Genomic DNA, 17,053 nt, shown 5'->3' on the forward strand with positions numbered 1-17,053 from the left:
GCCTCGAGGCAAGTGCTGAAATAAGCGCCGGCACTCAGATGCCGGCCTGCAGCGCGAGGCGCAGTTCGATCGTCTTGCCGTTACGCAGCACGCTGATCCTGACCGTATCGCCGACGCGGAAATCATCGAGGCGGGCGAGCAGTTTGCCGACGCTATCGACCGGTTTGCCCTCGACGGCGGTGATGATGTCGCCGGCGGTGACCTCGCCGTTGCGCAGGATCGTCAGTCCTTTCAGCCCGGCGTTGGCGGCAGGCGTGCCCGCACCGACGCGCAGGACGACGACACCGGCCACGTCGAGCAGCCGCGACAGGCGGCGGTTGAGGTCTTCGTCGAGTTCGACGCCGAGGCTGGGACGGATGTATTTTCCCGAGCGGATGAGTTGCGGCACGACGCGATTGACGGTGTCGACCGGCACCGCAAAGCCGATGCCGGCGCTGCTGCCGCTGGGGCTGTAGATCGCCGTGTTGACGCCGATCAGGCGGCCGGCCGAGTCGAGCAGCGGGCCGCCCGAATTGCCGGGGTTGATCGCCGCGTCGGTCTGGATCAGGTGGTTGATGGTGTAGCCGTCGTCGCCGCTCAGCGAGCGGTCGAGGGCGGAGACGATGCCGGTTGTCAGCGTCCAGTCGAGGCCGAAGGGGTTGCCGATCGCCAGCACCTTCTGGCCGACGCGCAGGTCGTGGCTGGTGCCGATCGGGACCGGTGCCGGCCGGCGTGCGGCGATGCCGATGCGCAGCACGGCGAGATCGTGCGCACGCGAGGCGCCGACGAGCGAGGCCTTGAACTCGCGGCCATCGGCCAGCTTGACGATCGCCTCGCTGGCGTCTTCGATGACGTGAAAATTGGTGATGACGTGACCGGCCTCGTCCCAGATGAAGCCCGAGCCGGTGCCGCGCGGTACCGAGTAGACGTTGCGCGTCCAGAAATCGCGGACCTGGGCGCGGGTGGTAATGAAAACGACCGAGTCGCGCGAGCGCTCGAACAGGTCGATCGTCGATCGTTCGTCGCTGGTCAGTTCGCCGCGTGGGCTGACGGGACGGGGGGCCGCGACATTGCCTTGTGCGGCGGCGCCAGCAGCTATCAGGCACAGCGCGGTTGCCGCGAGCAGGGCACGCTGCCGGAACCATTGAAGTGACATCATGAAGCGGTCTCCATCGTCTGAAACTATCGCTTAGACGGGTGTGTGTCCGCAGGATTCAATCCGCGTTGACGGGGGCGCAGCCGGGAGACAGCCTATTTCTTGGCAGCGGGCTTTTTGGCCGGGGCAGGCGCCGGTTTCGGCGCGATCTTGCTCGCGGTCGTGCCGGGCTTGGCGGCGACAGGGCGGGGCGCCAGCTTGATCGGGGATTTGCTCACCGGTTTGTCGGTTCGCGTCGCCGGTTTCGCGGCCGACGCGAGCAGCAGACGGGTGCCGACGCTGACCGTGTCGCTCTTCAGGTTGTTGAGGCGGCGCAGTTCGGCGAGCGAGATGTCGTAACGCCGGGCGATGCCGGGCAGCGTCTCGCCCTTGGCGACCGTATGCCGACGTGCTGCCGGTTCCGGGTCGGCTTCAGGCAGGCGCGGTTGTCCCGGCAACGGCGCCATGTCGGCGCCGCCGTGGCGAGCGACCAGCAGCGTAAGGCCCGGCGTCACCCGGATGCGTCCCTTGATGCCGTTGGCGGCCTTGAGGTTGGCGACCGACATGCCGAAGCGCGGCGCCACCGATTCCAGCCGGTCGCCGGGGCGCAGCGTGTAGGACTGCCAGGCCGACAAGGGTTTGTTGTTTTCCTCGTGCGCCTCGAGATTGCTGACGAAGTTGTCGACCTTTTCTGCCGGGATGACCATCGGGCTGTCCGAGACGATGACGGCGCGGTTGTGGGCCGGATTCAGCGCGACAAATTCCTGGACCGGCATGCCGGCCAGCTGGGCGGCGACCTTGACGTCGATGTTGGCCGATTTGCTGATCGTCGCGAAATAGGGGCGGTTGGGAATCTGCGGGATGCCGAGTTCGCTGAGCAGCGTCGGGTTGCTGAAGATGTTCTTGAGCGCCTGCAGCTTGGGGACGTAGTTTTGCGTCTCGCGCGGCATCGTCAGGCTGAGATAGTCGGTCGGCAGGTCGAGTGCGCGGTTCTTGTTGACAGCCTTTGCGACGGCGCCTTCGCCCCAGTTGTAGGAAGCCAGCGCCAGATGCCAGTCGCCGTGCATCTCGTAGATCGACTGCAGGTATTCGAGCGCCGCCGCCGTCGAGGCGACGATGTCGCGCCGCTCGTCCTTCCACCAGTTCTGGTCGAGCTTGTAGCGTTTGCCGGTGGCCGGGATGAACTGCCACAGGCCCGAGGCCTTGGCGCGCGAGTAGGCGGATGGGTTGTAGGCGCTCTCCACCATTGGCAGCAGCGCCAGTTCCATCGGCATGCCGCGCTTCTCGATTTCCTCGACGATGTGATGCAGGAAGGGGCTGCTGCGCTCGACCATGCGGCGCAGATAGTCGGGCCGGTTCAGATACCACTGCTGGTGCGCGAGCACGAGATCGTTGTTGATGTCCGGCATGGCGAAACCGTTGCGGATTCTCTGCAGGATGTCTTCGGTTTCGGCGGTGAGGTCGATCGTCGGTACGGCGACCGGCGCGGTCGATATCTCGTAGGTCTGCAAGGGCATCGTCGCGCCGGCGGACGGCGAAGACGGCTTGATCCGCGGCTTTGCCTCGCTACGCGTCGTCGCGTCGGCCGACGGGGCGACGGCACCTTCCGGAAGTGGGCCGCCCGGCGCGACGCTGGCGCAGCCCGAGACCACGCCCAGTGCGATGCACAGGATCAGGGTCGTCAGTGCCTTCAGGAGGGGAGAGCGTGGCGTCATCCGGTTTTCGTCAAAGCGCGCGGCGAAGCTTGGCGTAACGGTTGGGGTGGAAGACAGGCGATTGCCAGCGGCGCAGCCGCGTTGGCAGAGGATGTCCGGCGCCTGTCGGGAAAGCGGAACGGCGCATTATAGCGCAAGCGGCCAGCGCTCATTCACCTTCGGCGACAGCCAGGGGGAAGGCCTTGCGGCGATTGGCACGGGCGCTGTTTGGGGTGGCTGTCTTTGCACTGGAAAATCATCGGCTTATCGGCTATCCTATGGGAGTATTCCGGTGACGTTTCGGGGCCTTTCGAATGATGATCGGCGGCGTTTCAACGAACTCTGCTTCGACAAACTTCCAGTACGGTCTGCTTGCGCGTACCGATGCGCAGCGTTCAGCGCAAGAAGTCTCCACGACTGTTGCGTCGAGTCGGGCGAAGGCGCGTCCGAAAGAAGAGCTGACACCGGAGCAGCAGCGCCAGATAGAAGCACTGAAGCAGACCGATGCCCGGGTGCATCGGCACGAACAAGCCCATATCGCCGTTGGCGGCAACCTGATCCGCGGTGGTGCCACGTATTCCTACACGGTCGGTCCCGACCAGAAGCGCTACGCCGTTGCGGGCGAGGTCTCGATCGATACGTCGCCGGCCGATACGCCCGAGGCGACGATTCCAAAAGCGCAGCACATTCAGCAGACTGCGCTGGCACCGGCCGACCCGTCGCCGCAGGATCGCGGCGTGGCCAGTATTGCGGCGCAGATGGAAAACAAGGCGCGCAGCGAAGTGTTCGCCCAGCAGTCCGAGCAGGGCGCGTCAGCGCAGTCAGGCTCGGAGGCGGCATCGGCGGCTTCGGCAGCGGCATCAGTATCAGCGGCGGCCTCGGTCGTGTTCTATCGTGCCGTGCAGCAATCGGGGGTACAAGCCGCTCTGGGATCGTCGCTCGATCTCTTCGCCTGATGCCGACGGGTTTTCGGGTATGATACGGCCTCCGGCGCAGTGCCGGGCCTTGTCGCCTGAGCCTGCATCCCCGAAACCAGCGAAGACTCCCCGCGCATGAATTTTCTCCGACTTGCCACGACGGCCTTGCTGTTCAGTGCGATTGCCGCTTGTAGTTCCGTACCGCGTTTCGTCAACGAATACAAAATTGACATCCAGCAGGGCAACGTCCTGTCTCAGGACATGGTGTCGCAGTTGCGCCCAGGTCTGACCAAGGACCAGGTCCGCTACATCCTTGGCACCCCGGTCTTGACGGACATGTTCCATGCCAGTCGTTGGGAGTATTTTTACAGCCTGAGGAAGGGTAATTCGGGCGATACCGAGCGGCGCAAGTTTACGGTCTTTTTCGACGCCGATGGCAAGCTGATCCGAGTGGCCGGCGATGTGGCGGCGGCGTCGACGGGCGAGGCGGTCCGCGCGGGGAACGCCATGCAGGAGCTCGATCTCGGTTCGGTCGGGGCGGATGTCAAGGCACCGCCGCAGCAGGAAGAGCGCGGCTTTTTTGGACGAATTCTGGAAAAAGTGGGGTTTTAATATGAGCGGAGTCAAGATTGCAGTGGTCGGAGCCGGTGGGCGCATGGGGCGAATGCTGATCGAGTCGACGCTTAAGGATGGCGAGGCGGTGCTGGTCGCCGCGGTCGATCAAGCCGGTACGCCGTCGATCGGCAAGAATGCCGGCGAACTCGTCGGCCTGTCCTGCGACGTGGTCGTCTCGGCCGATGTCGAGGCTGCGATTGCCGCCGCCGACTGCCTGATCGATTTCACGCGTCCGCAGGGGACACTCGCGCATCTGGCGCTCTGCCGCAAGCACAAGACGGCGATGGTGATCGGCACGACCGGCATCGAGGATGACGGCAAGCGCCAGATCGCCGAAGCGGCCAAGGACATCCCGGTGGTGTTCTCGTCGAACATGAGCGTCGGCGCCAATACGGTATTCAAAGTGCTCGACATCGCCTCGCGCATTCTTTCGCAGGGTTACGACATCGAGATTGTCGAGGCGCACCATCGGCTCAAGGTCGATGCGCCGTCGGGTACGGCGCTGCGCATGGGCGAGGTCGTCGCCAACGCGCTCGGCCGCGATCTCAAGGAATGTGCGATCTACGGGCGCGAGGGCGTGACCGGCGAGCGTGACGCGTCGACGATCGGTTTCGCCACCGTGCGCGGCGGCGACATCGTCGGCGATCACACCGTGATGTATTGCGGTATCGGCGAACGCGTCGAGATCAGCCACAAGGCCGGCAGCCGCATGCCCTATGCGCTCGGCGCCCTGCGTGCGGCGCGTTTCCTGGCCAGCAAGGAGAACGGTCTCTTCGACATGCAGGACGTGCTCGGCCTGCGCTAATAACCGGAAATTCGGCAGTTTTCGGGCGCCCGGAGCGTCCTTCTCGCCGTCCGGCGATTGCCGGGAGGCGGCCCTTGAGCTATAATCTCAAGGTTTTCAGAAAGTTAGCGGGAGGGCTGAACGCCCTCCCGCTTTTGCATATCTAAGCCACGGAACAGGAGTCCTACGTGTCGTTGTTACCCTCTCTTCCGCCCGCGATTCTCGTGCTGGCCGACGGAACCGTGTTCCGCGGCTACGCGATCGGTGCCGCCGGTTCGACCAGCGGCGAAGTCGTGTTCAATACGGCCATGACCGGTTATCAGGAAATCCTGACCGATCCGTCCTACTGCCGCCAGATCGTCACGCTGACCTACCCGCATATCGGCAATGTCGGTTGTAACGATGAGGATTTCGAATCGCGCGCCAACTACGCCGCCGGTCTCGTCATCCGCGATCTGCCGCTGCGCGCCGAGAGCTGGCGTCTGCAGCAGACGCTGCCGGAGTATCTGAAGAAACACGGCATCGTCGCCATCGCCGGTATCGACACGCGCAAGCTGACGCGAATCCTGCGCGAGAAGGGGGCGCAAGCCGGTTGTATCCTCGCCGGTACGCCGTCGGAAGTGCTCGACGAAGCGCGCGCGCTGGCGGAAGCCCGCGCCTTCCCGGGGCTGGCCGGCATGGATCTGGCGAAAGTGGTCTCGGTCGATTCGCCCTACGAATGGAGTGCCGGGACCTGGACGCTCAAGGGCTACGTCGATGGCGCGGCGCCGAGCTATCATGTCGTCGCCTTCGACTACGGCGTCAAGCGCAACATCCTGCGCATGCTGGCCGAGCGCGGCTGCAAGGTGACTGTGGTGCCGGCGCAGACGCCGGCCGCCGAGGTGCTCAAATACAATCCGGACGGGATTTTCCTGTCGAATGGCCCGGGCGATCCCGAGCCTTGCGATTACGCGATCGCGGCGATCCGCGAGTTGCTGGCCAAGGGCATTCCGACTTACGGTATCTGCCTCGGTCACCAGTTGCTGGCGCTGGCGTCCGGCGCCAAGACGGTGAAGATGAAATTCGGCCACCACGGCGCCAACCATCCGGTCAAGGACCTCGACACGCAGCAGGTGATGATCACCAGCCAGAATCACGGCTTCGCGGTCGATGCCGAGACGCTGCCGGAGAATGTCCGGCCGACGCACGTGTCGCTGTTCGACGGCTCGCTGCAGGGCATCGCGCGCACCGATGTGCCGGCCTTCTCGTTCCAGGGACACCCGGAAGCGAGTCCGGGACCGCACGACGTCGCCTATCTCTTTGACCGTTTCATTAAGCTCATGCAAGACAAAAAGGCCGAGGGAAAGTAACTCATGCCCAAGCGTACAGACATCCATAGCATTTTGATCATTGGTGCCGGTCCGATCATCATCGGCCAGGCCTGCGAATTCGACTACTCCGGCGCGCAAGCCTGCAAGGCGCTGCGCGAGGAGGGTTTCCGCGTCATTCTCGTCAACTCCAACCCGGCGACGATCATGACCGACCCGGAGATGGCCGACGTCACCTATATCGAGCCGATCAACTGGAAGGTCGTCGAGAAGATCATCGAGAAGGAGCGCCCCGATGCGCTGCTGCCGACGATGGGCGGCCAGACGGCGCTCAACTGCGCGCTCGATCTTGCCCATCACGGCGTGCTGGAAAAGTACGGCGTCGAGATGATCGGCGCGAGCGAAGAAGCCATCGACAAGGCGGAAGACCGGCAGAAGTTCAAGGAGGCGATGACCAAGATCGGTCTCGGCTCGGCCCGTTCGGCGATCGCCCACAGCATGGAAGAGGCGCAGCAGGTCCAAGCGGTGCTCGGCTTCCCGGCGATCATCCGGCCGTCGTTCACGATGGGCGGTTCGGGCGGCGGTATTGCCTACAATCAGGAAGAATTTGTCGACATCTGCAAGCGCGGCCTCGAAGCTTCGCCGACGCATGAACTCCTGATCGAGGAATCGCTGATCGGCTGGAAAGAGTTCGAGATGGAGGTGGTCCGCGATCGCAAGGACAACTGCATCATCGTCTGCTCGATCGAAAACCTCGACCCGATGGGCGTCCACACGGGTGACTCGATCACCGTCGCGCCGGCGCAGACGCTGACCGACAAGGAATACCAGATCATGCGTAACGCATCGATCGCGGTGTTGCGCGAGATCGGCGTCGATACCGGTGGCTCGAACGTGCAGTTCTCGATCAATCCCAAGGACGGTCGCATGATCGTCATCGAGATGAACCCGCGCGTTTCGCGTTCGTCGGCGCTGGCGTCGAAGGCGACCGGCTTCCCGATCGCCAAGGTGGCGGCCAAGCTGGCGGTCGGCTACACGCTCGATGAACTGGCCAACGAAATCACCGGCGGCAAGACGCCGGCCTCGTTCGAGCCGTCGATCGACTACGTCGTCACCAAGGTGCCGCGTTTCGCCTTCGAGAAATTCCCGACTGCCGATGCGCGTCTGACGACGCAGATGAAGTCGGTCGGCGAAGTCATGGCGATCGGCCGGACTTTCCAGGAATCGTTCCAGAAAGCTCTGCGTGGTCTGGAAGTCGGTGTCGATGGCATGAACCAGCGCACGACCGACCGCGAAGAGCTGGAGAAGGAACTCGGCGAACCGGGGCCGGAGCGCATCTGGTACGTCGGCGACGCCTTCGAGAACGGTTTTACGCTCGACGAAGTGCATGCGCTGACGCATATCGATCCCTGGTTCCTCGCCCAGATCGAGGACATCGTCAAGATCGAGATGCAGCTCGACGACATGAAGCTCAACGACATCAACGCGCCAACCCTGCGCGTGCTCAAGCGCAAGGGCTTTTCGGACCGTCGGCTGGCCCGCCTGTTCCGCACCACCGAAGCGCAGGTGCGGGCGCGTCGTCATCTGCTCGGCATCCGTCCGGTGTACAAGCGCGTCGATACCTGCGCGGCCGAGTTCTCGACGAGCACGGCCTACATGTACTCGACCTACGAAGAGGAATGCGAGTCGCGGCCGAGCGACAAGAAGAAGATCATGGTGCTCGGCGGCGGTCCGAACCGCATCGGCCAGGGCATCGAGTTCGACTACTGCTGCGTGCATGCCGCGCTCGCGATGCGCGAGGACGGCTATGAAACGATCATGGTCAACTGCAACCCGGAGACCGTGTCGACCGACTATGACACCTCCGATCGTCTCTATTTCGAGCCGCTGACGCTCGAGGATGTGCTCGAAATCGTCGCCATCGAAAATCCGGTCGGCGTCATCGTCCAGTTCGGCGGCCAGACGCCGCTCAAGCTGGCGCGCGACCTTGAAGCCAACGGCGTGCCGATCATCGGCACCTCCCCGGACATGATCGATGCGGCCGAAGACCGCGAGCGCTTCCAGCAACTGCTGAACGAGCTCGGGCTCAAGCAGCCGCCCAACCGCACGGCCCGCACCGAAGCGGACGCGCTGCGCCTCGCCGATGAAATCGGCTATCCGCTCGTCGTTCGCCCGTCGTACGTGCTTGGCGGCCGTGCCATGGAAATCGTGCATGAGCCGCGCGACCTCGAGCGCTACATGCGCGAAGCGGTCAAGGTCTCGAACGATTCGCCGGTGCTGCTCGACCGCTTCCTCAACGACGCCTGCGAAGTCGACGTCGATGCACTGTCTGACGGCGATCAGGTGATCATCGGCGGCGTCATGGAGCACATCGAGCAGGCGGGCGTGCATTCGGGTGATTCGGCCTGTTCGCTGCCGCCGTACTCGCTGTCGAAGGAAATCCAGGACGAACTGCGCCGCCAGACCAAGCTGATGGCCAAGGGGCTCAACGTCTGCGGCCTGATGAACGTGCAGTTCGCGATCCAGCACGACGTCGTCTACGTGCTCGAGGTCAATCCGCGCGCTTCGCGTACGGTTCCCTTCGTCTCGAAGGCGACCGGGCTGCCGCTTGCCAAGGTCGCGGCGCGCTGCATGGCTGGTCGTTCGCTGGCCGATCAAGGGGTGACGCACGAGGTCATTCCGCCGTATTTCTCGGTCAAGGAAGCCGTCTTCCCGTTCAACAAGTTCCCTGGCGTCGATACCATCCTCGGCCCGGAAATGAAGTCGACGGGCGAAGTGATGGGCGTTGGCGTGAGCTTCGAGGAAGCCTTCGTCAAGAGCCAGATGGCGACCAACGTCAAGCTGCCGACGTCGGGCAAGGTCTTCATCAGCGTCAAGGATTCGGACAAGGCGCAGGCGGTGGCGATCGCCCGTGACCTGCACGAAGTCGGTTTCCAGATCCTGGCGACGCGTGGGACCGCTGCGGCGATTTCGGCGGCGGGCGTTGCCGTGACGCAGGTGAACAAGGTGACCGAAGGTCGGCCGCACATCGTCGATATGATCAAGAACAACGAAGTCGCCTTGATCATCAACACGGTGGAAGAGAAACGCAAGGCCATCAACGATTCGCGAGCGATCCGGGTGACGGCGCAGGCGCAGCGTGTCACGCTCTACACCACGATCTGGGGTGGGGAGGCCGCTGCCGTCGGCATCAAGAATCGCAGCGAGTTGGTGGTTTATCCACTACAGACGCTGCACGCTCAACTCGTCTAATAACCTTTTGGCCGCCGGAAACCCCGTTGCGTACGGGCCGGCGGTTTTGCTTTGGTGGTGAAAATATGAACAAGGTCCCATTGACCATCGCTGGTGCCGAAAAACTGCGTGCCGAACTCCAGCATCTGAAGGCTGTCGATCGTCCCAACGTCATCGCCGCGATCGCCGAGGCGCGTTCTTACGGCGACCTGTCGGAAAATGCCGAATACGACGCGGCGAAAGAGCGTCAGGCTTTTGTCGAAGGGCGCATCAAGGAAGTCGAAGGCAAGTTGTCGAACGCCCAGATCATCGATCCGGCCTTGCTTGACGCCGACGGCCGCTGCGTCTTCGGTTCGACCGTGGACATCGAGGATCAGGATTCCGGCGAGCTGGTGACCTACCAGATCGTCGGTGAAGACGAAGCCGACATCAAGGAATGCAAGATTTCGGTGAATTCGCCGATCGCCCGTGCGCTGATCGGCAAGTATGCGGGTGACATCGCCCAGGTGCAGGCACCGGGCGGATTGCGCGAATATGAAATTCTTGAGGTTCGCTACGAGTAGACGGTTGATGCGGCCGTTGATGCAGCCGATGGCGCGGGCGCGGCAAGTGCAGTCGCCCGCGACCGGCGCCTCAGTTCTGGAAACTCCGCTTGCTGCGTCGCGGTTCGGCGCGGGCACGGCGGGCCGCCGGGCGAGCCTTGGTCGGCGCAGTTTCTTCCGTGGCCGGGCGCCAGACGACCAGCAGCTTGCCGATATGCTGCACCGGCGCGGCGTCGAGTTGATCGCAAATGGCCTTCAGATAGGCCTCGCGCTCTTCGCGAAGATCGTTATAAACGCGGATCTTGATCAACTCGTGGCTGTCGAGACTGCGCGCGATCTCGCGCATGACGGACTCGCTGAGACCGTTCTGGGCGATCGAGACGACCGGGTTGAGACCATGGGCACGGGCGCGCAGGGCGCGGCGTTGTTCTGAAGTGATGTCGAGCATGCGTGAAGACCTTAGCAAAACGCGTATTTTACCGGGTTTGGAGCAATGAAACGAACCAGAACCAGCAAAGCCTGGATGCATGAGCATGTGAGCGACCCTTTCGTCCAGCGCGCCAAGGCCGAAGGCTACCGTTCGCGGGCGTCTTTCAAGCTCATGGAGATCGATGATCGCGATCACCTGATCCGCTCCGGCGACGTGGTTGTCGACCTCGGCGCGGCGCCGGGGGGTTGGTCGCAGGTGGCGGCACAGCGGATGAAAGGCAAGGGGCGGGTCGTCGCGCTTGACCTGCTCGAGATGGCCGGTTTGCCTGGGGTGACGGTCATTCAGGGCGATTTTCGCGAAGAAAGCGTGCTGACGGCGCTGGAAAATCTGCTGCAAGGCGAGCGGGTGGGGCTTGTGCTTTCGGATATGGCCCCCAATATCTCTGGCGTGCCGCTGTCGGATCAGGCCCGCATCATGCACCTTGCCGAGCTTGGTTTGGAGTTTTCGCAACGCTGGCTGAAACCTGACGGGGCGTTTCTGGTCAAAGTTTTTCAGGGCTATGGCTATGAGGATTTTGTCGGCGAGATGCGCCGGACCTTTGCCAGCGTGGCGACGCGCAAGCCGGATGCCTCGCGCGGTCGTAGCGCAGAGGTGTATTTGTTGGGAAAAGGATTGAAACAGTCGGCTTGAAGCCGGTTTGAAAGCGGTTGAAGTGGTTGGGCAAGAGCAGGTATGAAGGCGTTGGTGCGGGTGGGCGCTTTGCGGAAGTATGCGGGGTTCCTGACGAAATGCGCGCGAACGATATACAATCAGTACTTTCGCATGATCGGGCTGCCGTCATTGAGGACGGAAGCGGTACGCAGAAGGATGTGCTTTGAATAACATGTTCAAGAATATGGCGGTCTGGCTGGTGATCGGCCTGGTATTGATGACCGTCTTCAACCAGTTCAACACGCGCCAGACGCCGCAGGCCTCCATGGAGTATTCGCAGTTCATGGAGGAAGTCACGCACGGCAACATCACCAAGGTCGTGATCGAAGGTCGCATGCTGAAGGCGACGACCAGCGACGGTCGCAAGATCACCTCCTACGCGCCGCCGGATCTCTGGATGGTGTCGGATCTGCTCAAGTACGGCGTCAAGGTCGAGGCCAAGCCCGAGGAAGAACAATCCTTCCTGATGAATCTCTTCGTCAGTTGGTTCCCGATGCTGCTGCTGATCGGCGTCTGGGTCTTCTTCATGCGCCAGATGCAGGGCGGCGGCAAGGGCGGGGCGTTCTCGTTCGGCAAGAGCAAGGCGCGGCTGCTCGATGAATCGACCAACAGCATCACTTTCGCCGACGTCGCCGGTTGCGACGAGGCCAAGGAGGAAGTCTCCGAACTCGTCGATTTCCTGCGCGATCCGAGCAAATTCCAGAAACTCGGCGGCCGCATCCCGAAGGGCGTGCTGCTCGTCGGCAATCCGGGGACGGGTAAAACCCTGCTGGCCAAGGCCATCGCCGGTGAGGCGAAGGTGCCGTTCTTCTCGATTTCCGGTTCCGACTTCGTCGAAATGTTCGTCGGTGTCGGCGCGGCGCGTGTCCGCGACATGTTCGAAAACGCCAAGAAACATGCGCCCTGCATCATCTTCATCGACGAACTCGACGCGGTCGGCCGCCAGCGTGGCGCCGGTCTCGGCGGCGGCAACGACGAGCGCGAGCAGACGCTGAACCAGATGCTCGTCGAGATGGACGGCTTCGAAGGCAATACCAGCATCATCGTCATCGCCGCGACCAACCGGCCTGACGTGCTCGATCCGGCGCTGATGCGGCCGGGCCGTTTCGACCGCCAGGTCGTGGTGCCGCTGCCCGACATCCGCGGCCGCGAGCAGGTGCTTATCGTACATATGCGCAAGGTGCCGTTGTCGCCGGACGTCAAGGCCGACATCATCGCGCGCGGCACGCCGGGATTCTCGGGCGCCGACCTCGCCAACCTCGTCAACGAAGCGGCGCTGTTTGCCGCGCGCTCGAACAAGCGCCTCGTCGACATGGAAGATTTCGAGAAGGCCAAGGACAAGATCATGATGGGCGCCGAGCGCCGCAGCATGGTCATGAACGAGGAAGAAAAGCGCAACACGGCTTACCACGAGTCGGGACACGCGGTCGTTGCCAAGCTGGTGCCGAAGTCCGATCCGGTGCACAAAGTGACGATCATTCCGCGCGGCCGCGCCCTGGGTCTCACCATGCAGTTGCCGGAAGAGGATCGTTACGCCTATGACCGCACCTATCTGATGTCGCGCATCGCGGTGCTGTTCGGTGGCCGTATCGCCGAAGAGTTGTTCATGAACCAGATGACGACCGGCGCCTCGAACGATTTCGAACGGGCGACGCAGATGGCGCGCGACATGGTGACGCGCTACGGCATGTCGGACGCGCTCGGCCCGATGGTTTATGGTGAGAACGAAGGTGAAGTCTTCCTCGGCCGCTCGGTGACGACGCACAAGAATGTCTCCGAAGCGACGATGCAGAAGGTCGATGCCGAGATTCGTCGCATCATCGACGAGCAGTATGGTTTGGCCCGGCGTCTGCTTGAGGAAAACCGCGACAAGGTCGAAGCGATGACGGCGGCCTTGCTCGAATGGGAAACGATCGACGCCGAACAGATCGACGACATCATGGCCGGAAAACCGCCGCGTCCGCCGAAGCCGCCGCAGGGCAAGTCGCCTGGTGTGCAGGACGTGCCGCCGCCGAGCGCGGCGCCGACGACCGAGGCGACGGCCTGATTCCGGTCTGAGACACGACACATCCGGTTGCATACGACGGGGGAGGCAACTCCCCCGTTTTTCTTTGTAGAGGACTCAAGCATGCGTCATTGCGCTGCATTCGCCTTGCCCGAGGATCGCCCGCTGGTGATGGGCATCGTCAATCTGACGCCGGATTCGTTTTCCGGCGACGGCCTCGTGCAGGACGTCGATCGCGCCGTCGCGCACGCCTGGCACCAGATCGAAGCGGGCGCCGATCTGCTCGACATCGGTGCCGAATCGTCGCGTCCGGGGGCGCAACCGACCTCGCTGGCCGAGGAACTCGATCGCCTGCTGCCGGTGCTCGACCGGCTTGCCGCTTGTGGCGTGCCGATTTCGATCGATACCTACAAGCCCGAGGTGATGCGCGCGGCGCTGGCGGCCGGGGCGGCGATGATCAACGACATCTATGCGTTGCGCATGCCCGGTGCGCTGGAGGCGGTGGCAGCGAGCGATTGCGCCGTCTGCCTGATGCACATGCAGGGCGAGCCGCTGACCATGCAGCAGACGCCGGACTATGCCGATGTCGTCGCCGAGGTGCTGTCCTTTCTCGACGAGCGCGTCGCCGCGGCGCAGGCGGCCGGCATCGCCCGCGAACGGATTGTCCTCGATCCCGGCTTTGGCTTCGGCAAGTCGCTGACCCACAACCTCGATCTCCTGCGCGCGCTCGAGCGCTTTTCGGCGACCGGTCTGCCGGTGCTGGCCGGCATGTCGCGCAAGTCGATGCTTGGTGCAATCACCGGTCGCGCCGTCGGCGACCGGCTTGGCGCCAGCGTCGCCGCGGCCTTGCTGGCAGCGGAGCGGGGCGCGCGCATCCTGCGCGTCCACGATGTCGCCGAGACACGTGACGCCTTGGCGGTCTGGCAGGCGCTGACGGCCGGTTGAAGCGTTGCGATGATGTGCGAGGCTGGCCGCTGCGGCTGACCGCAACAGACAGCGCTTTTTCTTTCTGCTAGGCTGATCGGGTCTCCTCCGTCATTCCCTTCAGGGCAGCACATGTCCCGTGAAATCGAGTTGAAGCTCCGCTTGTCGCCGGCGCAGGGCAGAAGACTGTCGCTCAGCCCACGCCTGGCCGGCCTTGTGGCGGAAAAAAAGCAGCTGTTCAACACCTATTACGATACGCCCGGTCTCGATCTGCGTGCCCGTGGCATCGCCTTGCGCCTGCGCCGGCAGGGCGCCAATGACTGGCGCATGACCGTCAAGGGCGGCGATGCGGGGGCGGGCGGCCTGGCGCAACGGCGCGAGTGGGAGGCGCCGACCGCGCCGGGATGTTTCGACTTCGGCATCGTTGGCGATCCGGAATTGCGCGCTTTCCTGGAAGTGCGGCGCGCCGATCTGCTGCCCGTATTTACGACCGATTTTTCGCGGACGGCCTGGCGCCTGACCTCGCCCGAAGCGACGGTCGAGTTGGCGCTGGATCGCGGTTGGGTCCAGGCCACCACGGTTTCCGGCGAGCGCCGCGACGTGCGCGAAACGATCTGCGAAGTCGAAATCGAACTGCTGCAGGGCCAGTCGAGCGATGCGCTGTTCGATCTCGCCATCGACCTGGCCGCCGAATTTCAGCTGCATCCCGAGATCGTCAGCAAGGCGGAACGCGGTTATGCGCTGGCCGCCGGCGCGGTGGCGCCGCCGATGCGCGCCGCGGCCGTCGGAATCGGGCGCGAAATGGCGCCTGTCGATGCTTTCCGTGCCGTCGCCGCTGCCTGCCTGGTTCATCTGCAGCGTAACGAGGCCGGTGCGATTGCCGGGCAGGATCCCGAGTACGTGCATCAGGCCCGTGTGGCGATCCGTCGCCTGCGCTCGGCGTTTCGTATCTTCGAACCCGTCCTGTCGCCGGATTTCGTCGCCACCTACTTGCCGCGCTGGAAGCGGCTCGGCGAGCAACTGGGTCGGGCGCGCGACTGGGATGTCCTGTTGGCCGAAACGCTGGCGCCGCTTGAAGCCGCGTTCCCCGGCCACACCGAGGTCGCCTTCCTGCGCGAGGCGGCGCAGGCGCGGCGCGTCGCCGCCGATAGTTCGGCCGCCGGTGCCTTGAAGCGCGTCGAGTACAGTCGTTTGCTGTTGGCCTTTTCAGCGGCGCTGCTGCGCCAGTCGGGACCGACCATCGGAGTGTCGCCGGCATCGGAGACAGTAGCGAAGCCGCGACGCTTTGCCGCTGATCGGTTGCAGCGGCAATGGAAAAAGGCCGTCGCCCTGGCGCGTCAGCGTGAGCATGCGAGCGCCGAGCGTCGGCATCGCTTGCGGATCGAACTGAAGAAGCTGCGCTATGCGCTCGATTTCTTCCTGCCGCTGTTGCCGCGGGCCGAGTTGTCGCGTTATCAGTCGCTGCTTTCGCGTTTGCAGGAGACTGCGGGGGCCTATCACGACCAGGTGATGGCAAGGCGCTTGGTTGCCGAACTGCGGCCGGACGGTACCGCCGATTCGCTGGTGTCGGGTTGGCTGGCCGGGCGGATGCAACTGCTGGCCGGGTTGCTCGACGCCGAGATCAAGCGCTTCCTCAACGCGGCGCCGCCCTGGCGCTGATTTTTTCGGTGTCTTGACCCGGCATCTTTACCGCGCTTTTCTTGCGCCGGTGGCGTCACGCCTGCATAATCGGCCCTCGTTCTGCAACCAAGGAGGGTCTATGATGCGTAAATATCTCGGGGCCGCCGCCGTGCTGGCCGGTTCGCTGCTGTGCGGTGCCGTCATGGCCCAGACTTATCGTGCCGAATATCGGCTGTCGACCGTGCTGAACACGGCCTTTACCTGGGGGCAGGCCGGCGAGCGCTGGGCCGAGCTCGTCAAGGAAAAGACGCAGGGACGCATCAACATCAAGCTTTATCCGGGTGCGTCGCTGGTCGGCGGCGACCAGACCCGCGAATTTACGGCGATCCGCCAGGGCGTGATCGATCTGGCCGTTGGCTCGACGATCAACTGGTCACCGCAGATCAAGGAACTCAATCTCTTTTCGCTGCCCTTCCTGATGCCCGACTACAAGGCGATCGACGCCTTGACGCAAGGCGATGTCGGCAAGGATCTGTTTACCGTGCTTGAGAAGCGTGAAGTCGTGCCGCTCGCCTGGGGTGAGAACGGTTTCCGCGAGATGTCGAACTCGAAGCGTCCGATTGCCTCGCCGGCCGACATGAAGGGCCTCAAATTCCGCGTTGTCGGTTCGCCGCTGTACAACGAAACCTTTACCGCATTGGGGGCCAACCCGACCCAGATGAGCTGGGCCGACGCGCAGCCGGCATTGGCCTCAGGCGCGGTCGATGGCCAGGAAAATCCGCTGTCGGTCTTCGTCGCCGCCAAGTTGCCGACGGTGGGGCAGAAACACCTGACACTCTGGCATTACGTCGCCGATCCGCTGATTTTCGTCGTCAACAAGCAGGTCTGGGAAAGCTGGACGCCGGCCGATCGTGACGCGGTTCGCCAGGCGGCGCTACAGGCCGGGCGCGAGAATGTCGAAAAGGCGCGCAAAGGCATCGCCGGCAAGGATAACGCCATCCTCAAGCAAATCGAGGCGGCGGGCGTGACCGTCACCGAACCGACGGCGGCGCAGCGCGAGGCCTTCGTCAAGGCGACGCGGCCGGTCTATGACAAGTGGGCGAAAACCATCGGCGCCGATCTGGTGAAGAAGGCCGAAGCGGCCATCGCCAAGCGCTGA

The 17,053-nt window shown here is 63.6% G+C and carries 14 protein-coding genes; 11 read left to right on the forward strand and 3 right to left on the reverse strand.

What is annotated here, in order from left to right:
- Window positions 1-34: 34 nt before the first annotated feature.
- Both BLR25_RS12440 and BLR25_RS12445 read right to left on the reverse strand, forming a co-directional pair.
- The gene (locus BLR25_RS12440; RefSeq protein ID WP_091938106.1) at window positions 35-1,138 is read right to left on the reverse strand and encodes a S1C family serine protease; all 1,104 of its coding nucleotides are present in this window, start codon (window positions 1,136-1,138) and stop codon (window positions 35-37) included.
- A gap of 92 nt (window positions 1,139-1,230) precedes the next feature.
- The gene (locus BLR25_RS12445) at window positions 1,231-2,829 is read right to left on the reverse strand and encodes a transglycosylase SLT domain-containing protein (protein ID WP_091938107.1); all 1,599 of its coding nucleotides are present in this window, start codon (window positions 2,827-2,829) and stop codon (window positions 1,231-1,233) included.
- Window positions 2,830-3,122: 293 nt separating this feature from the next.
- On the opposite strand from BLR25_RS12445, the gene BLR25_RS12450 reads away from it, so the two are divergent.
- The 6 genes from BLR25_RS12450 to greA all read left to right on the forward strand — a co-directional run bounded on the left by BLR25_RS12450 (window position 3,123) and on the right by greA (window position 10,225).
- Entirely contained in the window at window positions 3,123-3,764 is a 642-nt protein-coding gene (locus BLR25_RS12450; RefSeq protein ID WP_091938109.1) for a putative metalloprotease CJM1_0395 family protein, read from the forward strand.
- Window positions 3,765-3,860: 96 nt separating this feature from the next.
- Window positions 3,861-4,337, forward strand: coding sequence for an outer membrane protein assembly factor BamE (locus BLR25_RS12455; RefSeq protein ID WP_091938111.1), 477 nt, complete (start codon window positions 3,861-3,863; stop codon window positions 4,335-4,337).
- 1 nt (window position 4,338) lies between these two features.
- A complete protein-coding gene (dapB, locus tag BLR25_RS12460; RefSeq protein ID WP_091938113.1) occupies window positions 4,339-5,145 on the forward strand; it encodes a 4-hydroxy-tetrahydrodipicolinate reductase in 807 nt (268 codons plus the stop codon).
- Between the two features lie 167 nt (window positions 5,146-5,312).
- The gene (gene carA / locus BLR25_RS12465; RefSeq protein WP_218122730.1) at window positions 5,313-6,473 is read left to right on the forward strand and encodes a glutamine-hydrolyzing carbamoyl-phosphate synthase small subunit; all 1,161 of its coding nucleotides are present in this window, start codon (window positions 5,313-5,315) and stop codon (window positions 6,471-6,473) included.
- Between the two features lie 3 nt (window positions 6,474-6,476).
- Window positions 6,477-9,683: a carbamoyl-phosphate synthase large subunit gene (gene carB / locus BLR25_RS12470; protein WP_091938115.1), complete on the forward strand. Its 3,207-nt coding sequence runs from the start codon at window positions 6,477-6,479 to the stop codon at window positions 9,681-9,683.
- 65 nt (window positions 9,684-9,748) lie between these two features.
- Window positions 9,749-10,225 (forward strand): transcription elongation factor GreA, encoded by a 477-nt coding sequence (gene greA, locus BLR25_RS12475; RefSeq protein WP_091938117.1) that lies wholly within the window; start codon window positions 9,749-9,751, stop codon window positions 10,223-10,225.
- A gap of 70 nt (window positions 10,226-10,295) precedes the next feature.
- Here the strand turns inward: greA and BLR25_RS12480 are convergent, their stop codons facing one another.
- Window positions 10,296-10,829: a YhbY family RNA-binding protein gene (locus BLR25_RS12480; RefSeq protein ID WP_245715548.1), complete on the reverse strand. Its 534-nt coding sequence runs from the start codon at window positions 10,827-10,829 to the stop codon at window positions 10,296-10,298.
- On the opposite strand from BLR25_RS12480, the gene BLR25_RS12485 reads away from it, so the two are divergent.
- The 5 genes from BLR25_RS12485 to BLR25_RS12505 all read left to right on the forward strand — a co-directional run bounded on the left by BLR25_RS12485 (window position 10,728) and on the right by BLR25_RS12505 (window position 17,053).
- Window positions 10,728-11,324, forward strand: a complete 597-nt coding sequence (locus BLR25_RS12485; RefSeq protein ID WP_245715549.1) for an RlmE family RNA methyltransferase — start codon at window positions 10,728-10,730, stop codon at window positions 11,322-11,324. The two genes, BLR25_RS12480 and BLR25_RS12485, sit on opposite strands and share 102 nt — an antisense overlap.
- A 184-nt stretch (window positions 11,325-11,508) precedes the next feature.
- On the forward strand, window positions 11,509-13,392 hold the full coding sequence (ftsH, locus tag BLR25_RS12490) for an ATP-dependent zinc metalloprotease FtsH (RefSeq protein ID WP_091938124.1): 1,884 nt from the start codon (window positions 11,509-11,511) through the stop codon (window positions 13,390-13,392).
- Window positions 13,393-13,473: 81 nt separating this feature from the next.
- Entirely contained in the window at window positions 13,474-14,295 is an 822-nt protein-coding gene (gene folP, locus BLR25_RS12495; RefSeq protein WP_091938126.1) for a dihydropteroate synthase, read from the forward strand.
- 111 nt (window positions 14,296-14,406) lie between these two features.
- Entirely contained in the window at window positions 14,407-15,933 is a 1,527-nt protein-coding gene (locus BLR25_RS12500) for a CYTH and CHAD domain-containing protein (protein WP_091938128.1), read from the forward strand.
- A gap of 100 nt (window positions 15,934-16,033) precedes the next feature.
- Complete coding sequence (locus BLR25_RS12505) at window positions 16,034-17,053, forward strand: DctP family TRAP transporter solute-binding subunit (RefSeq protein ID WP_091938130.1); 1,020 nt, start codon at window positions 16,034-16,036, stop codon at window positions 17,051-17,053.

Origin of the sequence: Propionivibrio dicarboxylicus (assembly GCF_900099695.1) — a bacterium.
Classification (GTDB): Bacteria; Pseudomonadota; Gammaproteobacteria; order Burkholderiales; family Rhodocyclaceae; genus Propionivibrio; species Propionivibrio dicarboxylicus.